This window comes from Agromyces allii, assembly GCF_009749385.1.
In the GTDB taxonomy this organism is placed as follows: domain Bacteria; phylum Actinomycetota; class Actinomycetes; order Actinomycetales; family Microbacteriaceae; genus Agromyces; species Agromyces allii.
Genome location: NZ_WBIN01000011.1, coordinates 122,615 through 146,334, shown reverse-complemented (window position 1 = coordinate 146,334; position 23,720 = coordinate 122,615). Strand labels below are relative to the sequence as shown.

Sequence of the window (23,720 nt, the reverse complement as noted above, 5' to 3'; positions counted from 1 at the left end):
TGGAGGTGTCCAGTTCGGAGCAGAAAAGGAACACCTCATGGCCCTCACCGCCAACTCCACCATCGCCGAGTGGCTCGCCGACCCCGCAGGTGCGGCAGCCCTTCAGGGCCTCGTCGGCCAGGGCGGCGGCTCGACCGACCAGCTCGCGCCCATCGCGGGCCTCCCGCTCCAGCAGCTCGTCGTCATGAGCCAGGGCCAGATGCCCCAGTCGGCCGTCGACGAGCTCGTCAAGGCGGTCAACGGCGGCGTCATCCCCGAAGACGACGGCGACTCCAAGGTCTGGGCCGAGAAGATCACCTCCGGCCGTTTCGCGGGCAAGACCGTCATCGTCACGGGCGCCGCCTCCGGCATCGGCCGTGCCACCGCGAGCCGCATCGCACGCGAGGGCGGCCGTGTCGTCGCCGTCGACATCTCGGCCGAGAAGCTCGACGAGTTCGCCGCCTCGATCCCCGGCGCCGAGATCGTGCCCGTCGCGGGCGACATCACCAAGCAGGAGTCGATCGACGCGATCGTCGCCGCCGCAGGCGACTCGATCCACGGCCTCGCCAACGTCGCCGGCATCAACGACGACTTCTCGCCGATCCACGAGACCCCCGACGCCATCTGGGACAAGGTCATCGCCGTCAACGTCACCGGCACGTTCAAGCTCACGCGTGCGGTCGTGCCCTTCATGCTCGAGGCCGGCAAGGGCTCGATCGTCAACGTCGCCAGCGAGGCGGGCCTGCGCGGCAACGCGTCGGGCAACGCCTACACGGCCTCCAAGCACGCGGTCGTCGGCCTCACGAAGTCGGCCGCCTTCATGTACGCGCTCCAGGGCGTGCGCGTCAACGCCGTCGCCCCGGGCGGCGTCGCCACCGGCATCCCGTTCCCCCCGCACGTGTCCGAGGTCGGCTCGGCCCGCCTCGCGCCGTTCCAGGGTGCGATCCCGACGGTCGCGACCGCCGAGGCCCTCGCCGCGTCGATCACGTTCCTGCTGAGCGACGACGGCGTCAACATCAACGGCGCGATCCTCGCCTCCGACGGCGGCTGGTCGGTGCAGTAACCCGGACAGTCGCGACGCCTCACGGCGTGCACGAGGGCGGGGCGGATGCTGCGGCATCCGCCCCGCCCTTTTTCGCGCGCCCGGCACCGGGTCGCGCGCGCGGCCGTCGGCCCGCCCGCGGCATCCGGAGCCCGCTTTGCCACTTTCTGCGGCTTGCTTGACAGATGGTCAGACCAATGCCTACACTCCTTGAAACGGTGATGGTCTGACCATCATTCCGATACGAAGTTTCCGCAAGATCCGCAAGTTCCGCCTGGCATCGCCCTCGTCGGGAGCACTACAAAGGAGTGGTTCGTGAATCTCTTCACGCTCATGCAGCAGCGCACGGCCGAGGCCGGCCCGATCCGAGTCGGCGTCATCGGCGCAGGCAAGTTCGCCTCGATGTTCCTCACCCAGGCCGTCGGCAGCGCCAACATCCACGTCGTCGGCGTCGCCGACATCAACGTGCCCAAGGCGAAGGACGCCCTCGCCCGCACCGGCTGGCCGGCCGAGCGCTACGCGGCCGGCTCGCTCGACGAAGCGGTCCGCACCGGCGGCACCGCGGTCATCGACGACTCGACCGCCCTCATCACCCATCCCGGCGTCGAGGTCATCCTCGAGATCACCGGCAACCCGCTCGTCGGCACCTACCACGCCGTCACCGCGATCGACCACGGCAAGCACGTCATCATGGTCAACGTCGAGGCCGACTGCATGGTCGGGCCGATCCTGCAGCGTCGTGCGCAGGCCGCGGGCGTCATCTACGCAATGGCCTACGGCGACCAGCCCGCCCTCATCTGCGAGCTCGTCGACTGGTGCCGCACCGTCGGCTTCGACGTGGTCGCAGCGGGCAAGGGCACCAAGTACCTGCCCGAGTACAACTACTCGACGCCCGACACCGTGTGGAACTACTACGGCTTCAGCGACGAGCAGCTCGCGAGCGGCGACTACAACCCCAAGATGTTCAACTCGTTCCTCGACGGCACCAAGTCCGCCATCGAGATGGCGGCGGTCGCCAACGGCACCGGCCTCATCCCGCAGGACGAGGGCCTGCTCTTCCCGGCGGCCAGCAAGGACGACCTGCCTACCGTGTTCCGCGAGAACAGCCTGCGCGGCGGCAGCCTCACGCGCCGCGGCACGGTCGAGATCGCGTCGAGCATGTACCGCGACGGGCGCGAGGTGCCCGACAACCTGCGCTGGGGTGTCTACGTCACGTTCGAGGCGACCACCGACTACGCCGTGCAGTGCTTCAAGGAGTACGGCGTGCACACCGACGAGACCGGCCGTTACGGCTCGCTCTACCGGCCGTACCACATGATCGGCCTCGAGCTCGGGGTCTCGATCGCGGCCGCGGTGCTCCGCAACGAGGCCACCGGCGCCCCCACCGGCTTCCGCGGCGACGTCGTGACCACGGCCAAGAAGGACCTCCGCGCGGGCGACACGCTCGACGGCGAAGGCGGCTACACGGTCTTCGGCAAGCTCGCCCCCGCGCACATCTCGCTCGACCGCAAGGCGCTGCCCCTCGGGCTCGCGCACGGCGCCAAGCTCATCCGCGACGTGCCCAAGGACCAGACGGTCTCGTGGGACGACGTGCAGCTCGACGAGTCGCAGTTCGCGGTGCAGATCCGCCGCGAGCTCGAAGCCGAGTTCCGCGCCGAACACGCTGTCGTCGCGGCCTGAACCGGTCTGACCGTCCGACCATGGAAACTACGATGGAGTCACCGGACTTCACCGCTCGTGGCCTCCGGCAATCGGAGGGGATGACGCATGGCATCGAACGACGCGTGGGAGCCCGTGCAGCGGATTCGAACCTACGAGCAGGTGATGGGTCAGATCGAGGAACGCATCCTCGACGGTCGGCTGAAGGCCGGCGATCACCTGCCGAGCGAACGCGAGCTCGCGGTCTCGCTCGGAGTCTCCAGGCCCTCGCTGCGGGAGTCGCTCCGAGTGCTCGAAGCGCTCGGGGTGGTGGAGATCCGTCGAGGCGGCGGACCCGACGGGGGAGCGGTGCTCCTCTCCACCCCCGGCGACGGCATGGTGAACCTGCTCAAGCTGCAGATCGCCCTCGCGCACTTCAGCTGGAACGACGTGCTCGAGACCCGGCTCACCCTCGAGGTGTGGAGCGTCGAGGAGGCCGCCTACCGATCCACGGATGACGACCACCAGGAGCTCCAGGCGATCCTCGACCGCATGGACGACCCCCGCATCGACTCCGCGGAGTTCAACCGCCTCGACGCCGCCTTCCACCTGAGGATCGCCGAGGCCACGGGCAACGCACTCACCGCCCACTTCATGGGCTCGCTGCGCACCGCGATCCATCGCCAGATGGTGCAGGTGTACGCCGAACTCGACGACTGGCGCGAGACGGCCAAGACCGTCCGTGCCGAACACCGCGAGATCCTCGCCGCGATCGTCGCGGGCGACGGCCGCGCGGCGGCCGACCACGTACGGCGCCACATCACCGATTTCTACAAGATCACCGCTCACGGCGGGGCACCCCGAACCTAGGTCACCCGGTTCGGCTCCCGCCGGAACGAGGCCGAATGGCTTCAGTATCAAGGGAGATATGAACCGACCATGACGACCATGACCATCGAACCAGCGCAGCGGGCCAAGGACGGCTCGCCCGACAAGCTCAAGACCGCCATCGGCAGTGCCGTCGGCACGACGATCGAGAACTACGACTTCCTGGCGTACGGCACCGCTGCGGCGCTGTACTTCAACACCGTGTTCTTCCACGCCGAGGACCCCGTCGTCGGCATCCTGCTCGGCTTCGCCACGTTCGGCATCGGCTTCGCGATGCGCCCCCTCGGCGGCGTGATCGGCGGCTACCTCGGCGACCGCATCGGCCGCAAGCCCGTGCTCGTCGGCGCGCTCCTGCTCATGGGCATCTCGACGGTGCTCATCGGCATCCTGCCCACCTACGAGCAGGTCGGGTTGCTCGCGCCCATCCTGCTCGTGCTCATCCGCGTCATCCAGGGCATCGCGTTCGGTGCCGAGTGGGGCGGCGCCATCCTCATGACGTTCGAGCACGCGCCGTGGAAGAAGCGCGGCAAGTACACCGCCATCCCCCAGGCCGGTGTGCCGCTGGGCCTGCTGCTCGCCAACCTCGTGTTCCTGTGGTCGACGAACCTCGACAGCGAGCTCGCGTGGCGCCTGCCGTTCCTGCTCTCGTCGGTGCTCATCGTCGCGGGCCTCATCATCCGGGCCAAGGTCTCGGAGTCGCCCGAGTTCGTCGAGACGAAGACCGCCGGCCTCACGGTGAAGAACCCGCTCAAGGAGGTCTTCAAGAACGACTGGCGCACGATCCTGCGCGTCATCGCCCTGCGTCTGGCCGAGTCGGGCGGCTTCTACGTGATCGTCACGTACATGCTCTCGTACCTCACGACGGGCGACGAGCCGATCACCGACCGCGCGACCGCGCTCACCGGGCTCGTCACCGCCGCGGCCCTCGGCCTGTTCACGACGATCCTGTTCGGAGCCCTCACCGACCGCGTCGGCCGGAAGCCCGTGTACCTCGTGGGCACGATCGCGCTCATGGCGTTCGCGTTCCCGATGTTCCTGATGGTCAACACGGGCGTGCCGTACCTCATCGTGTTCGTCTACATCATCGCGATGTCGATCATCCACGACGCTCTCGCCGGCACCCAGGGCGCCTGGTTCTCCGAGCTGTTCAGCACGAACGTGCGCTCCTCGGGCGCCTCGATCGGCTACCAGTTCTCGGCGGCGATCTCGGGCTTCATCCCGCTCATCGCCACGGCCGTCGCGATCCCGCTCGGCTGGGGCGGCGTCGCATGGGTCTACCTCGCCTGCGGCCTGCTGGGCTTCATCGGCACCCTGCTCACCCGCGAGACCTGGGGCAAGAAGGAGCGCGCCGAGGTCGACGCGATCATCGCCCGGTCCTCCTGAACGAGCGGTGGGGCGGATGCCGCGGCATCCGCCCCACCCGCTCCTCTCCGCGCACCCGCCACACCGAAGGAAGCACCGCCATGAAGACCATCGTCCTCGACGACGACCCCACCGGCACCCAGGCCGCGACCGGCGTCGCGGTGCTGCTCGAGAGCAGCGCCGATCTGCTGACCGAGGCGCTCGGCCGGGCCGACAGCGTCTACGTGCAGACGAACAGCCGCGCGCTGCCCGAGGCCGAGGCGGTCGAGCTGACGCGTCGCATCCGGGCCGACGGCGAGGCCGCGGCCGAACGTCTCGGCGCCGACGTGCGATTCGTCCTGCGCGGCGACTCGACGCTCCGCGGTCACGTGTTCGCCGAGACCGAGGTGTTCCTCGACGGCGACGCGGTCATGCTCTTCGTGCCCGCGTTCCCCGACGGCGGGCGCACGACGCGCGACGGCGTGCACTACGTGCGCGTGGCCGGCGTCGACGTGCCCGCCCACCAGAGCGAGTACGCCGCCGACCCCGTCTTCGGCTTCACGACCGGCGTCATGCTCGACTACCTCGCCGAGAAGTCGCCGCGCGCGGCCCGCACCGTGGGCCTCGACGAGGTTCGCGCGGGCGCGCTCGCCGGCGTGCTCGCCGGGGCGACGCCCGGTACCGTCATCGCCCCCGACGCGGTCACGGCCGACGACATCTCCGCGATCGCCCGAGCCGTCGAGGCGGCCGCCGCCGGCGGCGCGAACGTCGTCGTGCGGAGTGCTGCTCCCCTCGCGGCCGAGCTCGCCGGCGTCGCGAGCCGGGGCCTGCTCGAGACCCCGCTCGTGGCCGAGCCCGGCCCCGTGCTGCTCGTGTGCGGTTCGCACACGGCCGGCGCGACCGCGCAGCTCGAACCCGTCGTCGCCGCCTGGGGCGAGGCGTCCGTCATCGACACGGACGCGGCACTCGCCGACGCCGTCGCCGCCGGGCACACGGCCTCAGCCGCGGCGCACGCCCGCCTGGCGACCCGACCGCTCGCGATCGTCACGACCGAGCGCGAACGCTCGGCGACGCACAACACCCTCGATCACGGCGAACGCGTGATGCGCGCCCTGACGACGGCGGTGCGCGACCTGCTCCCCGAGGTCTCGGTGGTCGTGTCGAAGGGCGGCATCACCTCGGCCGAGGTCGCGCGCACCGGCATCGGCGCGACCTCCGCGGTCGTGCTCGGCCAGGTCGTGCCCGGCGTCTCGGTGTGGAGCCTCGAGGCCCACGACGGGCGCGAGGTGCTCTACGTCGTCGTGCCCGGCAACGTCGGCGACCCCGACACCCTCGTCACGGTGCTCGACGCGCTCTCGCTGCGCGCGCCCGTGCGCGCCTGACCACCCGCGCCCCGCACGGACGCCCCTGACCCCAGGGCGGATGCCGCGGCATCCGCCCTCCCGTTCGCTACTGTCGAGAGCGTGAACCCCAGACCGAGCGAGCGCGACGACGAGGTCGACCTGCTGATCGACGCCTGGTCGCGCCGTCTGCCCGACGCCGACCTCTCGCCGCTCGACGTGATGTCGCGGCTGCGCCGTGCGGCGAACCGGCTCTCGAAGCTGCGCGCCGCCGCGTTCCGCGACGCGGGGCTCGCCTCATGGGAGTTCGACGTGCTCGCGGCCCTGCGCCGCCAGGACGAGCCGCACGAGCTCAGCCCGGCGCACCTCATCGCCGCCACCATGATCGGCAGCGCCGCGATGACGAACCGGCTCGACAACCTCGCCGTGCGCGGACTCGTCGAGCGCCGCCCGAATCCCCGCGACGGGCGCAGCGTGCTCGTGCGCCTCACCCCCGAGGGCGCGACCCGGGTCGACGAGGCCATGCGCGGACTCGTCGCGCGCGAGGCCGTCGAGCTCGAGACCCTCACGCGCGACGAGCAGGCGACGCTCGCGCGGCTCCTGCGCCGGCTCAGCGACGATCCCGCCTGACCTCGCGGCGCGCGGTTCCCATCCGGGCCGCCGAACCGGGACAATGGGTGAGGAATGCAGGAGGAGCACACGCATGAGTGACCAGACGGATGCCGCGACGAACGGCCGCGCCGAGGCCGCAGGAGTGAGCCGCACGGCCGCCCACACCCACGTGCACGAGGCCGAGGGCTGCCCCGAGTGCTTCATCGAGCTCCAGCCCGACGGCGAATGGTGGAAGGCGCGCCCCGAGGGCTCGCGCCTCGTCGGCCTCGTCGTCGCGCGCCCCGACATGCCGTCGGTGACCGAGCAGCGCGACGACCTCGCCGCGTTCGGCGTCGCGATCTTCGACTTCCGCCACCCGGCGCCCGAGAGCGTCGAGAACTGGGAGCAGCGTCTCGAGCGCTTCTTCGGCACGCTGCGCGCGGGCGACGTGCTCGTCGTCTCCAACCAGCACGCCCTCGGACGCACCGCCGACGAGGAGGTGCGCACGATCGCGGCGCTCCGCCGGCGCGGCATCGTCGTGAAGGTGCTGAACCACGGCGCCCGGCACCTCGCCGACGCCGCTGCGGTCACCGAGTAGCCGGGTCGTCCTGGGCGATCGGGCCCTCCGATCGAGCATCGTCGTGTGCCTCGACGCGCGCTGAAACGGTGCGTCGATTCGGCGCTGATTCGCAGCAATCCACGCCGCTGAGCAGCATCCGCGCAATGCAACCGCTATCCAAGCGAAATACGTCGCCGATATGGTGAGCGCACGGATGGCCCGAAGTGCGGCCTCTGCGACGAAGGAGAGCTGATGACGTTCCGACCCCTTCCCGACACCAGGCCGAGGCGACTCGTCGCGCTCGCCCTGCCCGGCCTGCTCGCGGCGGCGCTGCTGACGACGGCGCCGGCCATGGAGGCATCCGCCGACGAGCCGATCGACGGGGCGCGCACCTCGACCGATCCGATGTTCCCGAACGTCGGCAACGGCGGGTACGACGCGCTCGACTACGACGTGGCGATCGCGTGGACCCCGAACGCCACGCAGTCGGGCTCGACGATCGCCGGCACGATCCAGGCCACCACCACCATGACGGCGACCGCGCCGCAGCCGCTGAAGAGCTTCTCGCTCGACTTCGAGGGGCTCGAGGTCGACGCCGTCACGGTCGACGGCGTTGCGGCCGCCTGGGTGCGCGAGGTCGACCCGAGTGCGATCAAGTACAAGCTGATCGTCACCCCGACCACCCCGGTCAGCGGCGAGTTCTCGGTGGCCGTGGCGTACCACGGCACCCCCAGCTCGCACACCGATCTCGACGGCTCGTCCGAGGGCTGGAACCGCACCTCCGACGGAGCCACGCTGCTCGGCCAGCCGATCGGCATGATGACGGGATACCCCCACAACAACACGCCGGCCGACAAGGCGACGTACACCTTCACCATCGACATCCCGACGATCCTGAACACCGTCGCCGGAACCGCGCCCGCCGAGGCCGCGGCGGTGAGCAACGGCGAGCTCGCGTCGAAGACCGCGTCGCCCGACGGCACGCGCACCACGTGGGTCTGGGAGCAGACGAAGCCCATGGCCTCGGAGCTGGCGGTCATCTCGATCGGCCGCTACGACGTGATCCAGTCGGAGGTCGCGCTCAGCGACGGCAGCACGATCCCGTCGTGGTCGTTCATGGACTACGCGCTCGCCGCGGCGAACAAGAACACGATCCGCACGCGCGAGGCGCAGCTCGGCACCATCATCCGCAACCTCGAGACGCTCTACGGGCCCTATCCGGGTAAGAGCACCGGCGTGATCGTCGACACCGTTCCGAGCGGCATCAACTACGCGCTCGAGACGCAGGACCGGTCGTTCTTCCCGTCGGCCGGCTCGGTCGGCGGCAACACGCTCATCCACGAGCTCGTGCACCAGTGGTACGGCGACAACGTGTCGCCGGTGACCTGGACCGACATCTGGATCGGCGAGGGCATGGCGACCTGGGGCCCCGCGTTCTACAACACGGCGGAGGGCTTCGGCGCCGGCGCGACCCCGACCGAGACCACGTACTACAACTCGTGGAACGCCTCGGCGCCGACCAGCGCGAACTGGTCGACCGCACCGGGAGCCCAGACGAGTTCCGCCAACCTCTACGGCTACCAGACCTACACGCGCGGCGCCCAGTTCTGGGCCGCACTGCGGGTGGCGATCGGCGACGACGCGTTCTTCGAGCTGATCGAGGAGTGGCAGACCCGCTATGCGGGAACGAGCCGCACCGGAGCCGACCTGAAGGCGCTGGCCGAGGAGATCTCGGGTCGCGACCTCACGGCGTTCTACACCGACTGGATCCTCGAGCCCGGCAAGCCGGCCTGGCCCGAGAAGCTCACCGCCGCCCTCACGAGCGATCCCTCCACGGGCGTCGTGCGTGCCGGCGACGTGGTCTCGTACACGCTGAGCGCGACGAACACCGGTCGCGTGCCGCTCGCGACCTCGGTCGTGAAGGTCGACCTCGCGGGGGTGCTCGGCCAGGCGACGATCGACCCGGCCTCGCTGCCGGCCGGCGTCACGCTCGACGGCTCGACGCTCGTCTGGGCGGTGCCGGCCACGGCCGTCGGTGCGCCGGCGGCGACAGTCTCGTTCGCGGCGACGATCTCGGGTGCCGCAGCCGGAGGGCCCCTCACGGCGACCGCGTCGGTCGCGACGCTCGGCGGCACCTGTGCGAGCTGCGCCGTGACCCTCGACGTCGCCCGCGACACCGAACGCCCGACCGCGACGCTCGTCACTCCGACGACGTCGGGTCCGTTCTCGGCGCTTGCCGTGCGGGTCGACGCGACCGACAACGCCGGGCTGAAGCGCATCGTCGCCAACGTGTACCGCGGAACGACACTCGTCAAGAGCACGCAGACCGCGGTCGCGGGCGGGGCGAAGAGCGGAACCCACACGGCCACCGTGGTGCTGCCCGACGGCGACTACACGGTGAAGTACAACTCGCAGGACCTCGTCGGCAACATCTCGGCGACCTCGACGTTCGCGTTCACCATCGACGCGACCAAGCCGACGGTCACCGTGAAGGACGGCGCGTCGTTCACGGTGCAGACCGGTAGCTCGTACGACCTCGTGAGCTACAAGCTCTTCGACGCCGGCAAGATCGACCGGGTGGTGATCAACGGCGTGGTCAAGAACCTGACCGACAACCAGTGGTCCGACGTGAACTTCCTCAAGCCGGGCGTCTTCGGCGCGGTGAAGGGCCAGAACACGATGCTCGTCTACGACGTCGCGGGCAACGCCCAGACGGTGCTGTTCACGCTGAATTAGCGCGACGTCACCCGTCAGTGCAGCAGTGAGGCCCCTCCGTTCGGAGGGGCCTCATCGCGTTCGCACGGTTCCGTTGCGAAAGGCTACTCGGCCAGTGCCGCCGCGAGGCTCTCGCGGACGATCGCGAGGCCCTTCAGGAGTTCGTCTTCGGAGATCGTGAGGGCCGGCAGGAACTTCAGCACCTCGTCGTGGGCGCCGGAGGTCTCGATCACGAGGCCGCGCGTGAAGGCCTGCTTCGAGATGCGGGCCGCCAGGCCGCGGTCGGCGTCGCACGCGAGGCCGTACATGAGTCCGCGGCCGCGGACCACGAACCCGAGCTCGGGGTTCTCGGCGGCGATCTGCTCGAGCTCGCCGCGCAGCAGCGCCGACTTCGCGGCGACGCCGTCGACGAGCGCGGTGTCGGCCCAGTAGTTCTCGAGCGCCGCACGGGCCGAGACGAACGCGAGGTTGTTGCCGCGGAAGGTGCCGGTGTGGGCGCCGGGCTTCCAGACGTCGACCTCGGGGCGCAGCAGCACGAGCGACATGGGCAGGCCCGAGCCCGAGATCGACTTCGAGACCGTCACGATGTCGGGCACGATGCCCGACTCCTCGAACGCGAAGAACGCGCCGGTGCGGCCGACGCCGGCCTGGATCTCGTCGAGGATCAGCAGGATGCCGCGCTCGGCGGTGATCGCCCGCAGGCGCTGCAGCCACGCGGCGCTCGCGACGTTGATGCCGCCCTCGCCCTGCACGGCCTCGACGATGACGGCGGAGGGCAGGTCGACGCCCGAGCCCGGGTCGTCGAGCATCTTCTCGAGCAGGTCGAGCGTGTCGACATCCGCCCCGAGGTAGCCGTCGTACGGGAGGCGCGTGATGTTGTCGAGCGTGATGCCCGCGGCGCCCCGGTAGTGGCTGTTGCCCGTGGCGGCGAGCGCCCCGATGCTCAGGCCGTGGAACGCGTTCGTGAACGCGATGACGTTGGTGCGGCCGGTGGCCTGACGTGCGACCTTGAGGGCCGCCTCGACGGCGTTCGCCCCGGTCGGGCCGGTGAACTGAAGCTTGTGGTCGAGCCCGCGCGGTTCGAGCACGAGGCGCTCGAACGCCTCGATGAACGCCTTCTTTGCCGAGGTGGCCATGTCGAGGCCGTGGATGATGCCGTCGCGCTCGAGGTACTCGACGAGCGCACGCGTGAAGAGGGGGTTGTTGTGCCCGTAGTTGAGCACGCCGGCGCCCGCGAAGAAGTCGAGGTACTCGCGGCCGTCTTCGCCCACCAGGGTCGAGCCGACGGCCCGATCGAACACGACCGGGAACGCGCGCACGTAGCCGCGCACTTCGGATTCACGGCGGTCGAAGACTTCGAGTGCATCGCTCATGGCAGGCAGGACCTCTTTCTGTTCGGCGTCGGCGGTGCTACGAGCCTAAGCCTCTTGGCTGGGCGTCGACGCCGAGGCATCCGGCAGGCACGGGGCCGCCGTTCGCGAACGCGCTCGGACCGACGAGCGGGCGGCGCTACACCTGCGTCGCGCGCGCCTCGGCCTCGATGAGGCAGGCCTCGAGCGCGACCCACGAGAGCATCGCGCACTTGACGCGCATGACGTACTTCGAGACCCCGTGGAACGCGATCGCATCGCCGAGCAGGTCTTCGTCGGGCTCGCCGGCACCCTGCGAACGCAGCATGGCGCGGAACCCGTCGATGAGCTCGCGCACGTGCGCCGTGTCGGTGCCGACCACGAGCTCGGTGAGGGCCGAAGCCGACGCCATCGAGATGCTGCATCCGTCGCCCTCCCACCCGAGGGCCTCGACCTTCGTGCCGGATGCATCGAGGCGGATGCCGAGCGTGATCTCGTCGCCGCAGGTGGGGTTCAGCTCGTGATGCGACGCGTGCGGCGCCTCGAGGGCGCCGTCGCCGACGCGACGCTTCGAGTGGTCGAGGATCAGCTCCTGGTAGAGCCCGGACAGGTCGCTCATGCGGTGACTCCGAAGAAGGGGCGGACCTCGGCGAGGGCGGCGGTGAAGCGACGCACCTCGTCGGCGGTCGTGTAGACGTAGGCGCTCGCGCGGGTCGTGGCGCGAAGGCCGAGGCGGCGGTGCAGCGGCTGCGCGCAGTGGTGCCCGACGCGCACGGCGATGCCCCGCGAGTCGAGGAACTGGCCCACGTCGTGGGCGTGCACGCCCGGCACGTCGACGCTCGCGAGTGCGCCGCGCTCGACGCCGGCCCCGCTGCCGACCAGGCGGATGCCGGGAATGCGCGACACCTCGTCGACGAGCAGTTCGGCGAGCTCGACCTCGTGCTCGTGCACGCGCTGCATGTCGAGGCGCTCGAGGTAGCGCACGGCCTCGGCGAGGCCGACGGCCTGCGACACCGGCTGCGTGCCCGCCTCGAAGCGCTGCGGCGACGGCAGGAACTGCGCGGACTCCATGGTCACGGTCGTGATCGTCGAGCCGCCCGTGCGGGCCGGCGGCAGCGCGTCGAGCAGGTGCTCGCGCCCGTAGAGCACGCCGATGCCGTTCGGGCCGAGCATCTTGTGCGCCGAGAACGCGGCGAAGTCGACGCCGAGTGCGGCGAAGTCGGTCGGGCGGTGCGGCACCGACTGGCAGGCGTCGAGCAGCACGAGCGCGCCGTGCCGGTGGGCGAGCTCGACCACGTCGGTCACCGGCGCGATGTGGCCGGTCACGTTCGAGACGTGCGCGAAGGCCACGAGCTTCGTGTTCGGGCCGATGACGGATGCCGCGTCGTCGATGCCCCACGTTCCGTCGTCGTTCACGGGCACGAACCGCAGCGTCGCGCCCGTCTTCGCGGCGAGGCGCTGCCACGGGATGAGGTCGGCGTGGTGCTCGGCCTCGGTCACGACGATCTCGTCGCCCGCGGCGAGCCGGAACACGTCGGCCTCGGGGCCGCCGAGGCCCGCCGCGGCATCCGCCATGCCGAGCGCGACGATGTTGATCGCGTCGGTCGCGTTCTCGGCCCAGACGATCTCGCGCTCGCCGGCGCCCACGAAGCGGGCGACGGTCGCACGGGCGTCTTCGAAGGCCGTCGTCGACGTGCCCACCAGGGTCGAGGCGCCGCGGTGCACGGCCGCGTTCGCGTGCTCGAGGAACGCGCGTTCGGCGTCGAGCACCGCCACGGGTCGCTGGGCGGTCGCGCCCGAGTCGAGGTACGCGAGCGGGAAGCCGTTGAGCTCCTGCGCGAGGTACGGGAAGTCGCGGCGGATCGCGGCGACGTCGAGCCCGCGGCTCGGGGCCGGTGCGGACTGCTTGGAATCGAGGGTCACGGTTTCTCCTGTGCCGATCCGGAAGTCGATCTCGACGGCGCGCGACGCGCGCGGGGCACCCTTCGATTCTCCCGCACTCAGCTGGGCGGGCGCCCTGATCAGGCCAGATCGGCCGTGCGGCATCGATCAGGATTCGAGAAGCGGGGCGGTGCGGCACGTTCGTAGTGTGGGCGCATGAACACGGAAGCAACGACCACCACCATCGACCATCTCGTCGTCGAGACCGACGACACCGAGCGCGCGCGGGCGTTCTACGCCGCCGCGTTCGACCTCGGCGACCGGATCCGCGTGCGGCGCTCGGAGGCGCCGACGAGCGGATTCCGCGGGTTCACGATCTCGCTCCTCGCCTCGCAGCCCGCGAACGTCCACGCGCTCTACGACTCGGCGATCGCCGCCGGGGCCACGGCCGTGAAGCCGGTCTCCAAGTCGCTGTGGGGCGTCGGCGGCACGTTCCGGGCCCCTGACGGCTCGGTCTGGACCATCGCGACCTCGTCGAAGAAGGACACGACGCCCGCCGAGCGCGAGATCGACTCGATCGTGCTGCTGCTCGGCCCCGCCGACGTCGGTGCGGCCAAGCGCTTCTACACCGAACGCGGCCTGCGCGCGGGCAAGAGCTTCGGCGCCTATGTCGAGTTCGAGCTACCCGGGAGCCCCGTGCAGTTCGGCCTGAACGCCCGCAAGGCGCTCGCAAAGGCGGCGGGCGTTCCGCTCGACGGCGACGGCTCGCACCGCCTCGCCATCGGCGGCGGCGCCGCGGCGTTCTCCGACCTCGACGGCTTCGCCTGGGAGCCGGCGGCGGACGCCACGTCCGTCGCGCCCGTCTCGCCGGTCGAGTAGGCGCCCCGGCGCCGTATCGAGACCCGCCCGCCGCTGGTCTCGATACGCTGCGCTACTCGACCGGCGATCGCGCCGGAGCCACCTGCGCCAGGCGCGCCTCGACCGCCGGTCGGAACGCGTCGGCCCAGATGCGGTACCCGCGGTCGTTGGGGTGGAACAGGTCGCCCGCGAACTGGGTCGTGACGCCCCACATGCCCTGGCGGTTCGTGCGGGCGAAGAGCGGCACGACCGTGAGCCCGCGCTCGGCGGCGGCCGCCCGCAGCAGCCGGTTCGCCGTGCGCACCTTCGCCTGCGCGGGCGGGAAGTAGTAGCTCGGCAGGTCGGCGACGATCGCGTGGTCGGGCAGCGCGGCGAACAGCTCGCGGATCTCGCGATCGAACCGGGCGGCGTCGAAGTCCGCGATGTCGTTCGCGCCGATGCAGACGGTCAGCACGTCGGGCGCGAGGCGCGAGAGCACCGGCAGTTCGTCGTCGAGGGCGATGCGCAGCGTGGCGCCGGAGATGCCGAGGTTCACGGTTCGGACAGGGTGGGCGGATGCCGCGGCCAGCGCCTGCGCGATGAACCCGACGTAGCTGTGGCCCGGCCTGCTCGCCCCGATGCCCTGGGCGGCCGAGTCGCCGATCGCGACGTAGAGCAGCTCGCCGGGGCCGGCGCGCTGCTCGCGCCAGTACGCGGAGTTCACCGGGATCGACTCGGCCAGCGCGGCGCGCCAGTGGTGCTGGCGTCGCGCGAGCCAGCGCCACCAGAGCGCGACGCCGCCGGCGGCGAGGGCGAGCAGGGCCCCGCTGATGAGCGTGCGAAGGGAGCGTCGGGACACGGAACTGAGGGGGGTCTCGATACGCCGCGCTACTCGACCGGCCCGCCCGACGGGCGCGCCCACTCGAGCACGCGCAACGCGCGCAGCGTGTTCCACGGGCTCGGGTCGCCGGCCTTGGCGTCGATCGCGAAGAACACGGCGCCGTTCCACGGGTCGCCCGCGGCCCAGCGGCCGTCGGCGCCCCGATGCTCGAGCAGCAGGTCGACGGCCGGCCCCAGACGAGGGTCGGGCGGCGTGCCGTCGGCCAGGCCGGCGGCCCTGAAGTGGTCGAGCGAGCGCAGCACGTCGTACACCCAGTACGGCGGGAAGATGAAGTTCTCGTACCGCTCGCGCACGATGCCGCCGGTCGACTTGCGCCGGTACAGGTTGCGTTCGAGCAGATACTCCTCGCCGCGCAGCCGGGCGTCGACGACCGCGGCATCGGTCGCGTCACCGACGGCGACCTGGTAGGCGAGCAGCCCCTCGAGCACGCACAGCGTCGAGTCGAACGAGGAGCGGTCCGACTCCTCGGGCGGTTCGCAGTTCCAGCCGCCGTCGTCGAGCTGCCCGTCGAGCAGGAGGCCGATCATGCGGTCGGCGCCCTCGCCGAGCACGCCGAAGTAGGAGGACGCGGCGAGCACGCCGCCGTTCACGCACGCCTCGACCTCGCCGTCGAAGAACGCCGGTACCTCCGGCGCGAAATCGTCGAACCGCACGCCGTCACGAACCCGCCCGATGGCGGTGCGCGTGGCCGCGGCATCCGGATCGACGCCGAAGAAGCGCAGCGCCTGGAGGGTCCACATGACGCTGCGGCGGTCGCCGTTCTGCCCGTAGGCCTCGCCGCCCCAGTAGCCGTCGGCGGTCTGCAGGTCGAGCAGTCGTGCACCGTCGCCCTCGACCGCGACGCGGGAACGCTCGGTCGCGACGACGTCGTCGGGCTCGCCGGTCAGGTCGCGCATCACCTGCCAGCGCACGGAGGGGTCGGACTCGAGCAGCCAGTCGGTGACATCCATGGGTCAATGCTGTCGGTCCCGGATGCCGCTGCCAAGGGGTTGCGACGGCAGACTGGTGCGCATGCTCGCCTCGCTCGACCTGCCCACCGCCCTCGACTCGCGTCTCGGGCCCGTCGTGCTGCGGCGCGCGGGCGTCGCCGACCTGGCGGCGCTCATGGAGCTCCTCTCCGACGACACCATCAGCGCGTCGCGCGGCGACGTTGCCTCGGCCGACGACGAGCCCGCGTACCGGGCGGCGCTCGAGGAGATCCTCGGCGACACGGGCAACGACCTGCTCGTGGTGGGCGACGGCGACGGCCGGCTCGTCGCCACGATGCAGCTGACCCGCATCCCGGGCATGGCGAGGCGCGGCAGCACGCGACTGCTCGTCGAGGCCGTGCGGGTGCGCAGCGACCTGCGTTCGGCCGGCATCGGGGGAGCGATGATGCGCTGGGTGACGGAGGTCGCGGCGCCGACGCTCGGCTCGAGCCTCGTGCAGCTGACCTCCGACGCAGCGCGCGTCGACGCGCATCGCTTCTACGAACGGCTCGGCTTCGCCGCGTCGCACGTGGGATTCAAGTACCGGGTTCCGCGGGTCGAGCAGGGCTGACCGGCGGCCGGGCGTCCGGGGCGGCTGGGGCGTCAGCCCGCGGTCAGGTCGAGCCGCATGAGCACCCGGGGGAACCCGTTGATGACCGACGTCGTGTCGGCGGCCTTGCGAAAACCGGCCTTCTGGAACAGCGTGCGCGTGCCGACGTAGGCCATCGTCAGGTCGACCTTCTCGCCCTGGTTGTCGACCGGGTAGCCCTCGATCGCCGGGGCTCCGCGCTCTCGCGCGAACTCGACCGCGCCCGCGAGCAGCTCGTGCGAGATGCCCTTGCCGCGATGCCCGGGACGCACGCGGATGCACCACACCGACCACACGTCGAGCTCGTCGACGTGCGGGATCTTGCGGTTGCGGGCGAAGCTCGTGTCGGCACGTGGATGCACGGCGGCCCACCCGACGACCTCGTCGCCGTCGTAGGCGAGCACTCCGGGCGGCGGGTCTTCGGCGCAGAGCTCGCGCACGCGCTCGCCGCGGGCCGGGCCCACGAGCGCGAGGTTCTCCTTGGAGCCCACCCGGTAGCTCAGGCAGAAGCACACGTTGGCGTCGGGCCGTTTGGGCCCCACCATCGTGGCCACGTCGTCGAACACGGACGCCGGTCGCATCTCGATCCCCATGCGCCCACGATGCCACCGGCCGCCGACATCCGGGTTCCGCCCGTCAGCCGCCGATCGCGGGTCGGCGCTCGAGCCGCACCACCGGGATGGTTCGGTCGACGTCGGACTGGTGGGCGGCGAAGAAGGGTGCGATCTGCAGGATCGAGTTCCATGCGGACGCGCGCTCGGCGCCGCGCAGCACCACGGCCACGGCGTCGTACTCGCCATCGAGCACCTCGACGTGCACGTCGGGGTCTTCGACGAGGTTCAGGAGCCACTGCGGATGCGTCGGCGCGGCGTTCGCCGAGGCCACGACGTGGTCTGCGTCGGGCAGCGCCAGCCGCATCATCGGCGTCGTGCGCCGCTCGCCGGAGGTGCGGCCGGTCGTGGTGAGCAGCAGCAGCCGTTCCCGATGCATGCCGGGCGGCGTCTCGCCCGCCCGGAACGCCGCCACGACGCCGTCGTCGATCTCGGTCATGCGTCCATCATGCCCCTCGGGCGATCGCCGAGCGGAGGGCGGGCGCTACCGGTTCGGGTTCGTCGCGGCGCCGTCGAGCCAGAGCAGGTTGCTCGGGTCGCTGTGCGCGGTGCCGGTGCCGACGTGCTTGTCGCTGATCTGCGGGCCCTTGGTGATGACGTGCACGAGCGCCATCGCGTGCCCCTGCCCGAGGCCGTAGTCGGCCTTCAGCCAGGCGACGATCGGGGCGGACTTCGTGGTCTCGTCGAAGCCCTGCTCGTGCGCGAGCTCGATGAACTGGCGCGGGGTGATGCCGGTCTTGGTCTCGATGTTGTCGAGGTAGGCCTGGAAGGTCATGCGTCGATCCTCTCGGCGGATGCGGTGGGCGCGGGCTCGTCGGCCCACGTCTGGATGATGACGGCCGAGGCGTGGATGCACAAGACCTTGAGCCGTTCGGCGCCGGCGTTGACGAACTGGTGCCAGGCGCCCGTCGGCACGGTCGCGGTGTCGCCCGCGGTCGCGGTCAGCTGTCGATCGCCGATGGTGAGCGTCGCCTCGCCCTCGAGCACGACCCAGGTCTCGGGGTACGGATGCCAGTGCAGGCCGGTGCCCTGACCCGTCTCGTAGTCGACGAGGAAGTACGAGACCGCGGCGCCGTGCTCGATGCCGACGAACCGACGCGTGCGGCCGGTGCCGATGACGAGGTCGGCGCCGTGCACGATCTCGGAGGTTCCGGCGTGCTCGGACGGCGCGAGGAGGATCTCGGCCGGCGTGGATGACGTGATCATGTGGTGCCTCGATTCTGCGTTCCGGTGTGTCTCAAGGCTCCGCCCGCGGCATCCGTCGGCGTTAGAGTTTCGATGTGGATCGAAACATCGTGGAGTTCCGCCTCGCGCCCGGCGACATCTCGGCCATCCGGTTCGGCGTCTCGCCCGGGCACGAGCTCTGCAACGCGATCCGCGTGATGCAGCGCCCCGACGACCATCCGCTGCAGTGGGGCTGGCTGCGCAGCGTGAGGTCGCGGATGCCGCGGGAGCCGTTCGACCTGCTGCGCACCGTCATCGGGGCCGAGGGGTACTTCCCCGACTTCTTCACGACGACCCCGTCGTGGGACATGCAGCCCGAGGACGAGTTCGCGCGCCTGCGGGAGGTGCCGCCGGAGCTCATGCGCGTCGACCTGGCGAAGATGATCGCGCGGTCGACCGGCGAGCGGCAGCGGGCGATCCGCCATATGCACGACGACCCCCTGCGGGCGCGCGCGATGCTCGCCGACGCGTTCGAGGCGACGTGGCACGCGGTGCTCGCGCCGGTCTGGCCGCAGCTCGAGCGCATCCTGCGGGCCGACATCGCCGTGCGATCGCGTCGCATCGCGACCGACGGCCTCGGCGGCATGGTCGGCGCGCTGCACCGCAGCGTCGAGTGGAGCGACGATGCCGTGAAGGTCGAGCTGCGCATGCACCGCGAGGTGCTGGACTGCCGGGGGAGCGGGCTCGTGCTCGTGCCGACGGTGATGAACTGGACCCACGGATGCTCGGTGCTCAGCGAGCCGCCGGCCCAGCCGACGCTCTTCTACCCGGCGCAGGGCGTGACGGAGACCTGGGCCCGTGATCCGCGGTCGGCGGCCGCTGCGCTCGGCGCCCTGCTCGGGCCCGCCCGCGCCGGGATCCTGCTCGCCGCGCACGTCGAGCGCACGACGTCGCAGGTCGCGGCCGACGCGGAGCTCGCGATCTCGACGGCCTCGCATCACCTCGCCGTGCTCCGCGAGAGCGGACTGGTCGCGAGTCGCCGCGACGGTGCCCGCGTGCTGCACCTGCGGACGCCGCTGGGCGAGGCGGTGGTCGGCGCGGCGCTGTAGTCGCGATGCCGGCTGGGGGAGCGGGCGCAACTCCGGATGGCGGGCGGGACACGCCGCGTCGACCGGTCGCGTCGTCGGCGTGCCGCGCCCGCCATCCGGAGTTGCGCAGGCGGTGGTTGACGCTTCGGAGTGCCGAGCGTATATTCACCCGCATGGGTGAATATCAGTTGGACGTCGTGCTGAGCGCCGTGGCCGACCCCACGCGACGCGCGATCCTCGATCGACTGCTCGTCGGCGATGCGCGGGTCACCGACCTCGCGAGCGCGTTCCCGATCTCGCTGAACTCCACGAGCAAGCACATCAAGGTGCTCGAGCGCGCCGAACTCGTGCGGCGCGAGGTGCGCGGGCGCGACCACGTGCTGTCGCTCCGGGGCGAGGCGCTCGGCGAGGCGGTCGCGTGGATGGAGCAGTACCGGGCGTTCTGGGAGGACCGGCTCGCGGCCCTCGAGGCGTTCGTGCTCTCGGACCCCGTCGGCGACGTTCCCGACGACGAAGATCCCGCTGACGGCGGTGGCGCACGATGACCGCCGTCGTCACGGTGACCCGGCGGATCGCGGCATCCGCAGACCGCCTCTTCGACGCCTGGCTCGACCCCGAGGCGCTCGCCGTGTGGATGCGCCGCGAAGGCGGCGAGGCCACGACCGCGCTCACCGACCCGCGGGTGGGCGGCGATTTCACGATCACCATGCGCGACGCCGCGGGCACCGTCGTGCACTCCGGTACCTACACGGTGATCGATCGCCCGCGCACGCTCGAGTTCACGTGGCGCTCGCACGCCACGCACCGCGTCGACTCGATCGTGCGCGTGAGCTTCGAGCCCGACGGCGACGCCACGCGCGTCGAGGTGCGCCACGAACGGCTTCCGGATGCCGAGGCGGTGCGCCTGCACACCGAGGGCTGGACCGAGATCATGTCCCGATTCGCGGGGCTTTACACAGAGGGGGAGGCGGCCTGATGCTGCTCGAGGGGAAGGTCGCCGTGATCCACGGCGGCGGGGGATCGATCGGTTCGGCGACGGCGCGGGTGTTCGCCCGCGAGGGCGCACGTCTGCACCTCGCTGGGCGCAGCCGGCCACGGCTCGAGGCCGCGGCATCCGCCGTTCGAGAGCTCGGCGGCAGCGTCGAGATCGCAATCGTCGACGCGATGGACCAGGCCGAGGTCGACGCCCACGTCGACGCCGTCGCCGAACGCGAGGGCCGCATCGACATCGCGCTGAACGCCGTCGGCTTCGATCACGTGCAGGGCCTCGCGATCGCGGACACCTCGCTCGACGCCTACCTGCATCCCGTCACGGGCTACCTGCACACGAACTTCGTGACCGCGAAGGCCGCGTCGCGCGTCATGATCGCCCAGGGCAGCGGCGTGATCCTCACGATCTCGACGCCCGGGGCCCGTCTCACCGGTCGCGGCCTCATCGGCAACGCCGCCCAGAGTGCGGGGCTCGAGGGGTTCTCGCGGGCGCTCGCCGGCGAGCTCGGACCCGACGGCGTGCGCGTGGTGTGCGTGCGGCCGCACGCGTTCCGCAACGCATCGGCGTCGTATACCGCCGACATGTTCGGGCGCATCGCGGATGCCGGTGGCACGAGCCTCGACGACTGGTGGAACGGCCTGGCCGCCACCACCCTGCTCGGGCGCCTGCCCGAACTCGCTGAGGTGGCCGAGTATCTCGCGTTCGCGGCATCCGACCGTGCGGCGTCGATGACGGGAGTCGTCTCGAACCTGACGGCAGGCGCGCTCGTCGACTGAGCGGGGCGCCTGCCGTTCTCCGGAGATTCCGAGCGGCACGCCGCAGCGACGCTCGTGATTGCGGCGTGTCATGGTGCGGATCCGGAGTTCGGTCGGCGCGCTCGTCGATTGAGCCGCCCGCGCCGGCGGCGCGTCAGCGCTTCGGGCTCGGCGGCCGGCGCCGCTCCCATGCATCGAGGATGTGCGCCCGCATGGCGGCCTCGGCCTCGTCGGGGTCGCGGGCCTCGATCGCGGCGAACACGCGTTCGTGTTCGCGCAGCGTCACGTCGAGCTGACTGTGCAGGTGGAAGCGGGCGCTCTCGCGCGCTTCGGCGAAGAGCGTGCGCACGATGCTGTCGGCGAGCCGGTTCGAGGTGATCTCGCCGACGCGCTGGTGGAATTCGACGTCGGCCTGACTGAACCGGGGCTCGTCGTCGACGGTCGCCCGCATGAGTTCGAGGGCCTCGCGCAGGCGTTCGAGTTCCGCTGGTGTGCGCCGCGCGGCGGCGTCGCGGGCGATGACGGCCTCGAGCGCCGCGCGCACGGCGCTCAACTCGTCGAGCACGCCGAGCGTCGCGTCGTTGGCGACGAGTGCGGCGAGCACGGTCGCATCGACCATGTTCCACGAGGCCGGGGGCAGCACGAGCGTGCCCCTGCCCTGGGCCACGGTCACGAGGCCCTTCTCCTCGAGGCGCTTGGCGGACTCGCGGATGACGGTGCGGCTCACGCCGAACTGCTCGCAGAGCACGGCCTCGGGCGGCAGCGAGCTGCCGGGTGCGAGGTCGCCTCGCACGATCGCGTCGACGAGCGCGCTCACGACGGTCACCCCGAGGCGCGGCGCGCGCGTGCGCGCGGCAATCGTGGGGTACTCGGCGACCGGCCCCGGCGCGGCGAACGTTTCGGACATGGGTCACAGCATACCGACGAATATTCGTAATACCTATGACGTCTCTTGTGGAGTTGATAAGACGTATGATGTAATCACTTCTGCCCCCGCCCCTGGGTGCATTGTCGTCAGAGACGCCGACCAGAACAGGATGCGAAATGTCACAGCACTCGTCCTCCCACCGCCGGGCCGCTCGGTTCGTCGCGGTGGCCGCCGCAGCCACCGCGGGCCTCCTCGCGTTCAGCGGTTGCTCCACAGACGCATCGGGCGGCGGTGACACGTCACTCGGCTTCACCCAGGCCGAGCAGGTCGCCGACAGCCCGATCACCGTGTGGGTCGACGCCTCGCGCGAACCCGCCGTCACCGCTTTCCAGGCCGCGAACCCCGACATCGAGGTGAACCTCGAGACCTACGACGGCAACGCCGGTGGCAGCGGTTCGTTCCAGAGCAAGATCTCGCTCATGGACCAGGCCGGCGAGGGCTGGCCCGACGTGGTGTTCTCGACCCAGCAGAACGACGCGATCTGGGCGTCGAAGCAGACCACGAGCGGCGAGCAGGGCTTCGCCGCCCCGCTCAACAAGGGCTTCATCGAGCAGGACTTCCTCGACGGCTTCGCCGCGGGCTCGCTCGACTACACGACGATCGACGGCACGGTCTACGGCCTGCGCAACGACCTCGCGCAGACCGTCTTCTACTACGACCAGACGCTGCTCGACGAGTTCGGCTACGAGGTGCCCACCACGTGGGAGGAGTACGGCGAACTCGGCGACAAGCTCGCCGCCGAGCACCCGGGCTACATCCTCGGCAGCATGGGCGACAGCTTCATGACCTACGTCTACTACGGCGGCTCCGAGTCGCCCGTGTTCCAGTCGCCCGAGGCGAACGTCTTCCACTCCGACACCGCCGACGCGAACTCCGAGGGCATCTCGAAGATCATCGACGGCATGCTCGCCAACGGCACGCTCGTGCAGGACAGCTTCTTCAGCGCCGACTTCGCATCGAAGTACGCGGGCAAGCTCGTCGGCGTCCCCGGCCCCGTCTGGTACACCGGTGCGATCTTCCAGGGTGCGCTCGCCGTTCCCGCCGGGCAGATCGGCGTCAGCGCTCCGCTCAAGTGGGAGGGCGGCGACGTCGCGGCCGGCAACGTGGGCGGCGGCGTCTGGTACGCCTCGAGCCACTCGAAGAACCTCGATGCGGTCAAGACCTTCCTCGAGTTCGTCACGAGCGCCGACGAGTTCCAGGTCGACGCGTCGTCCGGCTACCCGGCGTACTCCTCGGCCGCCGAGAAGTGGCTCGACAAGCAGGCCGAGGCCGGCTACTTCGTGAACGACGACTTCAAGACCGTGATGTCGGATGCCGCGGGCCAGGTCTGGTCGGGGTGGAACGTCACCTCGTGGAGCCCCGAGACCGCGTGGGCCAAGATCGTGATCCCCGGCATCGCCGACGGCCAGACCGTCGAGTCGCTCCTGCCCGCATGGCAGAAGGAGCTCGAGAACGAGGCCACCGTCAACGGGTACTCGGTCGACTGATCGTGACCGTCACTGCACCTCCGGTTCCGGTCGACGCCGTCCCCTCGGGGCGGCGCCGGCCGGAGCGCCGGCGCGCAT

Annotated in this window: 25 protein-coding genes; 15 read left to right on the top strand and 10 right to left on the bottom strand. The window is 71.0% G+C overall.

What is annotated here, in order from left to right:
• The first annotated feature begins 37 nt into the window (after positions 1–37).
• The 8 genes from GQR16_RS14495 (at position 38) to GQR16_RS14460 (ending at position 10,114) form a co-directional block, all read left to right on the top strand.
• On the top strand, positions 38–1,042 hold the full coding sequence (locus GQR16_RS14495; protein WP_157415869.1) for an SDR family NAD(P)-dependent oxidoreductase: 1,005 nt from the start codon (positions 38–40) through the stop codon (positions 1,040–1,042).
• 294 nt (positions 1,043–1,336) lie between these two features.
• Entirely contained in the window at positions 1,337–2,701 is a 1,365-nt protein-coding gene (locus GQR16_RS14490) for an NAD(P)H-dependent oxidoreductase (protein ID WP_157415868.1), read from the top strand.
• Positions 2,702–2,788: 87 nt separating this feature from the next.
• On the top strand, positions 2,789–3,529 hold the full coding sequence (locus GQR16_RS14485; RefSeq protein WP_157415867.1) for a FadR/GntR family transcriptional regulator: 741 nt from the start codon (positions 2,789–2,791) through the stop codon (positions 3,527–3,529).
• Positions 3,530–3,607: 78 nt separating this feature from the next.
• A complete protein-coding gene (locus tag GQR16_RS14480) occupies positions 3,608–4,930 on the top strand; it encodes an MFS transporter (protein WP_246200862.1) in 1,323 nt (440 codons plus the stop codon).
• Positions 4,931–5,010: 80 nt separating this feature from the next.
• Positions 5,011–6,270, top strand: a complete 1,260-nt coding sequence (locus tag GQR16_RS14475) for a four-carbon acid sugar kinase family protein (RefSeq protein WP_157415865.1) — start codon at positions 5,011–5,013, stop codon at positions 6,268–6,270.
• Between the two features lie 81 nt (positions 6,271–6,351).
• Positions 6,352–6,858: a MarR family winged helix-turn-helix transcriptional regulator gene (locus tag GQR16_RS14470; protein WP_246200861.1), complete on the top strand. Its 507-nt coding sequence runs from the start codon at positions 6,352–6,354 to the stop codon at positions 6,856–6,858.
• A gap of 73 nt (positions 6,859–6,931) precedes the next feature.
• On the top strand, positions 6,932–7,417 hold the full coding sequence (locus tag GQR16_RS14465; RefSeq protein WP_157415864.1) for a recombinase family protein: 486 nt from the start codon (positions 6,932–6,934) through the stop codon (positions 7,415–7,417).
• 213 nt (positions 7,418–7,630) lie between these two features.
• Complete coding sequence (locus GQR16_RS14460; protein ID WP_157415863.1) at positions 7,631–10,114, top strand: M1 family aminopeptidase; 2,484 nt, start codon at positions 7,631–7,633, stop codon at positions 10,112–10,114.
• An 83-nt stretch (positions 10,115–10,197) separates the two neighbouring features.
• On the opposite strand, the gene ectB is transcribed toward GQR16_RS14460, so the two are convergent.
• The 3 genes from ectB to GQR16_RS14445 form a co-directional block, all read right to left on the bottom strand.
• A complete protein-coding gene (gene ectB, locus GQR16_RS14455) occupies positions 10,198–11,466 on the bottom strand; it encodes a diaminobutyrate--2-oxoglutarate transaminase (protein WP_157415862.1) in 1,269 nt (422 codons plus the stop codon).
• Positions 11,467–11,602: 136 nt separating this feature from the next.
• Positions 11,603–12,061: a Fe-S cluster assembly sulfur transfer protein SufU gene (gene sufU / locus GQR16_RS14450; RefSeq protein WP_157415861.1), complete on the bottom strand. Its 459-nt coding sequence runs from the start codon at positions 12,059–12,061 to the stop codon at positions 11,603–11,605.
• On the bottom strand, positions 12,058–13,365 hold the full coding sequence (locus tag GQR16_RS14445; RefSeq protein ID WP_246200860.1) for a SufS family cysteine desulfurase: 1,308 nt from the start codon (positions 13,363–13,365) through the stop codon (positions 12,058–12,060). Before GQR16_RS14445 ends, sufU begins: the two co-directional genes overlap by 4 nt.
• A gap of 174 nt (positions 13,366–13,539) precedes the next feature.
• On the opposite strand from GQR16_RS14445, the gene GQR16_RS14440 reads away from it, so the two are divergent.
• On the top strand, positions 13,540–14,202 hold the full coding sequence (locus GQR16_RS14440) for a VOC family protein (RefSeq protein WP_157415859.1): 663 nt from the start codon (positions 13,540–13,542) through the stop codon (positions 14,200–14,202).
• A gap of 52 nt (positions 14,203–14,254) precedes the next feature.
• On the opposite strand, the gene GQR16_RS14435 is transcribed toward GQR16_RS14440, so the two are convergent.
• Positions 14,255–15,019, bottom strand: coding sequence for an SGNH/GDSL hydrolase family protein (locus tag GQR16_RS14435; protein WP_157415858.1), 765 nt, complete (start codon positions 15,017–15,019; stop codon positions 14,255–14,257).
• Positions 15,020–15,048: 29 nt separating this feature from the next.
• A complete protein-coding gene (locus GQR16_RS14430; RefSeq protein WP_157415857.1) occupies positions 15,049–16,011 on the bottom strand; it encodes a hypothetical protein in 963 nt (320 codons plus the stop codon).
• A gap of 61 nt (positions 16,012–16,072) precedes the next feature.
• Between GQR16_RS14430 and GQR16_RS14425 the strand changes: the two genes are divergently transcribed.
• Complete coding sequence (locus tag GQR16_RS14425) at positions 16,073–16,600, top strand: GNAT family N-acetyltransferase (RefSeq protein WP_157415856.1); 528 nt, start codon at positions 16,073–16,075, stop codon at positions 16,598–16,600.
• Positions 16,601–16,632: 32 nt separating this feature from the next.
• Here GQR16_RS14425 and GQR16_RS14420 read toward each other — a convergent pair whose 3' ends face one another.
• The 4 genes from GQR16_RS14420 to GQR16_RS14405 are packed head-to-tail and all read right to left on the bottom strand — an operon-like array spanning position 16,633 to position 18,435.
• Complete coding sequence (locus GQR16_RS14420; RefSeq protein ID WP_157415855.1) at positions 16,633–17,211, bottom strand: GNAT family N-acetyltransferase; 579 nt, start codon at positions 17,209–17,211, stop codon at positions 16,633–16,635.
• A gap of 43 nt (positions 17,212–17,254) precedes the next feature.
• On the bottom strand, positions 17,255–17,668 hold the full coding sequence (locus tag GQR16_RS14415; protein WP_157415854.1) for a nitroreductase/quinone reductase family protein: 414 nt from the start codon (positions 17,666–17,668) through the stop codon (positions 17,255–17,257).
• A gap of 45 nt (positions 17,669–17,713) precedes the next feature.
• Complete coding sequence (locus tag GQR16_RS14410; RefSeq protein WP_157415853.1) at positions 17,714–18,004, bottom strand: DUF4287 domain-containing protein; 291 nt, start codon at positions 18,002–18,004, stop codon at positions 17,714–17,716.
• Positions 18,001–18,435, bottom strand: coding sequence for a cupin domain-containing protein (locus GQR16_RS14405; RefSeq protein WP_157415852.1), 435 nt, complete (start codon positions 18,433–18,435; stop codon positions 18,001–18,003). Before GQR16_RS14405 ends, GQR16_RS14410 begins: the two co-directional genes overlap by 4 nt.
• 74 nt (positions 18,436–18,509) lie before the next feature.
• Between GQR16_RS14405 and GQR16_RS14400 the strand changes: the two genes are divergently transcribed.
• The 4 genes from GQR16_RS14400 (at position 18,510) to GQR16_RS14385 (ending at position 21,248) form a co-directional block, all read left to right on the top strand.
• Positions 18,510–19,502 carry an ArsR/SmtB family transcription factor gene (locus GQR16_RS14400; protein WP_157415851.1) on the top strand — a complete coding sequence of 331 codons (993 nt, stop codon included), beginning with the start codon at positions 18,510–18,512 and terminating at the stop codon, positions 19,500–19,502.
• Between the two features lie 152 nt (positions 19,503–19,654).
• On the top strand, positions 19,655–20,026 hold the full coding sequence (locus GQR16_RS14395; RefSeq protein ID WP_157415850.1) for an ArsR/SmtB family transcription factor: 372 nt from the start codon (positions 19,655–19,657) through the stop codon (positions 20,024–20,026).
• Positions 20,023–20,457, top strand: coding sequence for an SRPBCC family protein (locus tag GQR16_RS14390; protein ID WP_157415849.1), 435 nt, complete (start codon positions 20,023–20,025; stop codon positions 20,455–20,457). Before GQR16_RS14395 ends, GQR16_RS14390 begins: the two co-directional genes overlap by 4 nt.
• On the top strand, positions 20,457–21,248 hold the full coding sequence (locus GQR16_RS14385) for an SDR family NAD(P)-dependent oxidoreductase (protein ID WP_157415848.1): 792 nt from the start codon (positions 20,457–20,459) through the stop codon (positions 21,246–21,248). The genes GQR16_RS14390 and GQR16_RS14385 overlap by 1 nt, the downstream gene beginning before the upstream one ends.
• Before the next feature lie 133 nt (positions 21,249–21,381).
• Here GQR16_RS14385 and GQR16_RS14380 read toward each other — a convergent pair whose 3' ends face one another.
• Positions 21,382–22,134 (bottom strand): FadR/GntR family transcriptional regulator, encoded by a 753-nt coding sequence (locus GQR16_RS14380; RefSeq protein WP_157415847.1) that lies wholly within the window; start codon positions 22,132–22,134, stop codon positions 21,382–21,384.
• 137 nt (positions 22,135–22,271) lie between these two features.
• On the opposite strand from GQR16_RS14380, the gene GQR16_RS14375 reads away from it, so the two are divergent.
• Positions 22,272–23,642: an ABC transporter substrate-binding protein gene (locus GQR16_RS14375; RefSeq protein WP_157415846.1), complete on the top strand. Its 1,371-nt coding sequence runs from the start codon at positions 22,272–22,274 to the stop codon at positions 23,640–23,642.
• Positions 23,643–23,720: the final 78 nt, after the last annotated feature.